At 44.7% G+C, this 2,195-nt stretch carries 3 protein-coding genes; 2 read left to right on the forward strand and 1 reads right to left on the reverse strand.

Translation table 11 applies throughout. From position 1 onward, the window contains the following. Positions 1–251: 251 nt before the first annotated feature. The gene (locus NCCP2331_RS18140; protein ID WP_251672105.1) at positions 252–668 is read right to left on the reverse strand and encodes a hypothetical protein; all 417 of its coding nucleotides are present in this window, start codon (positions 666–668) and stop codon (positions 252–254) included. Between the two features lie 133 nt (positions 669–801). On the opposite strand from NCCP2331_RS18140, the gene NCCP2331_RS18145 reads away from it, so the two are divergent. After that, on the forward strand, positions 802–1,692 hold the full coding sequence (locus NCCP2331_RS18145; protein WP_251672106.1) for a DMT family transporter: 891 nt from the start codon (positions 802–804) through the stop codon (positions 1,690–1,692). 20 nt (positions 1,693–1,712) lie between these two features. Further along, complete coding sequence (locus NCCP2331_RS18150; RefSeq protein WP_376776839.1) at positions 1,713–2,189, forward strand: cupin domain-containing protein; 477 nt, start codon at positions 1,713–1,715, stop codon at positions 2,187–2,189. Positions 2,190–2,195: the final 6 nt, after the last annotated feature.

Here is a 2,195-nt window from a genome sequence, read left to right on the forward strand (position 1 = left end):
GCAAGTTTCAAGTAATTTTCGTTTTATGACGTTGCACCTTTTTTCGACAAAAGGTATCAAAATCCTTTATTTATAAGGATTTTCGGGTTATTCAGTAACCCCTAATTAATGCGGAGTAATCCATCAGTTTTCGCTGCACTCAATCTCCTCTTCTCAAAAAAGGCGACATACAGTTGTATGCCACCTTACGAATTTTGTTGAAAATTATACCCGTAGTCCGACGGGATAAAATCTCTGGCTTGCATGAAGTCTCAGTCCGCGTCGATAAAAATCCCTTTGATGACTGGTACACCGTCATCATTTTTTCCGTTATAGCTCCCGTACACAATCACTTCAGTACCTTCAGCAATTTCTGTGCGTTCGCTGATTCGGATATCGTCCACACGTACGATTTCATCTGCAGATTCACCTTGTACTTCCATTTTTCCGTCTTCATATGCTGTCACCGTGCCAATATATTTCACTTTCGAGTTAACAGGCACTTCATCTTGCGAAAGAGCCGCATAATCCTGTTCTACTGTACCTGCTTTCAGACCTTCTTCCATTCCTACCTCTGCCTGATCTTTCACGGCATCCTGCTGCTGTTCTGCTGCAGGTTCATTTTTCTCTTCATTGCTGCAGGCTGCGAGCATGGCAGCCGCTATTATCAACATCATCAATTTTTTCATTCAACATCGCCTCCGTAAGTAATCATAATGAATTTTGCACCAAAAGAAAACCCTCAACATGGTTTGAGTCATGAGCCCGGTCAGAAGAATAGAATGATCAGAAGGAGATAATACGTGAGGGAAGGATGGGGCGTTGAATAAGCGATTCACGAAATCAACGGCTGCTCTGATATGTCTGGTTGTGATTTGGGGAATCAGCTGGCCGATCTATAAAGCCTCTGCCGTCTATGCACCGCCTCTGCTGTTTTCAGGCATGCGCGCTTTGCTTGGCGGATGTCTGGTTGCGCTTATTATATGGAAGAAGCGCCGCCGGTTAATGTGGCGTCAGCACTGGTGGAAATATTGTATCTCTGCATTGTTCAATACAGTGCTTTTTTTCGGACTGCATACAATCGGCCTGGGCTATTTACCCGGCGGTCTGTTTTCGGTCCTTGTCTATTTTCAGCCGGTGCTTCTCGGTGTCTTTGCATGGATGTGGCTCGGTGAGCAGATGACGCCCGTTAAACTGGCAGGCTTGATTGTCGGTTTCATTGGGATTGTGGTGGTTGGCCTGGATGGATTAACAACGCATGTGTCGGTGATTGGCGTTCTTTTAGGCCTGCTGACAGCATTTTTCTGGGCACTCGGTGTCGTATATGTCAAAAAGGTCAGCCATGAAATTGATGCGTACTGGATGGTGGCGATGCAGTTTACGATTGGCGGCATCGTTCTTCTGACGGCAGGATCGCTGACGGAAAGTTGGTCTGCGATTGAATGGAATGGTCTGTATGTATTCGGCCTTGGTTTTGGCGGTACGATGGGGATTCCAGTAGCTTATGTGATCTACTACAGCCACGTCAACGCTGGAGAGGCCAGTAAAGTCGGCGTGTATACGTTCCTAGTGCCCGTGATTTCTGTATTCATCAGTATGATATTTTTAAACGAGCCAGTGACGTACAAATTACTGATTGGATTAGTGTTAGTGGGAATCAGTATCTACTTCGTGAACCGCAGGGCTGAGAAACCTGTTATACTAACGAAATAAATTAGTGAGGAGTGATCCGAATGAACGCACTCGAATGGATTCAGTATTTGGATTTACAGCCGCATCCGGAAGGCGGATTCTATAAGTCCACTTATCAATCGCAATTGACTACTCAGCAAACGCAGGGTGTACGTCCGCTTTACACCAGTATCTACTTTTTACTACGCTCACAGGATGTATCTCATTTTCACCGTCTTCAATCGGATGAAATTTGGTATTTCCACGGCGGAAGTTCGCTTACTGTTCATATGATTACGCCGCAAGGATTATATGAAGAAGTACAGCTTGGATTGGATATTCGTAATGGAGAGGTGCCGCAATTTAATGTCCCAAAACATACGATATTTGGATCATCAGTCAAAGAGCAAAACACCTTTTCATTGGTAGGATGCATGGTCTCTCCAGGGTTTGATTTCGCAGATTTCGAACTGTTTGAGGAAGAAGAACTGCTGTCACAATATCCTGGATATGAGGGAATTATAAAAAAGCTGACGTAATCGGGT

The sequence above is a fragment of the Sporosarcina sp. NCCP-2331 genome, assembly GCF_023707945.1.
GTDB classification, from domain to species: Bacteria; Bacillota; Bacilli; order Bacillales_A; family Planococcaceae; genus Sporosarcina; species Sporosarcina cascadiensis.

What these genes read in the sequence shown, in the direction of transcription:
- NCCP2331_RS18140 (WP_251672105.1), bottom strand. Translation starts at nt 668, where the DNA reads ATGAAAAAATTGATGATGTTGATAATAGCGGCTGCCATGCTCGCAGCC.
- NCCP2331_RS18150 (WP_376776839.1), top strand. Translation starts at nt 1,713, where the DNA reads ATGAACGCACTCGAATGGATTCAGTATTTGGATTTACAGCCGCATCCG.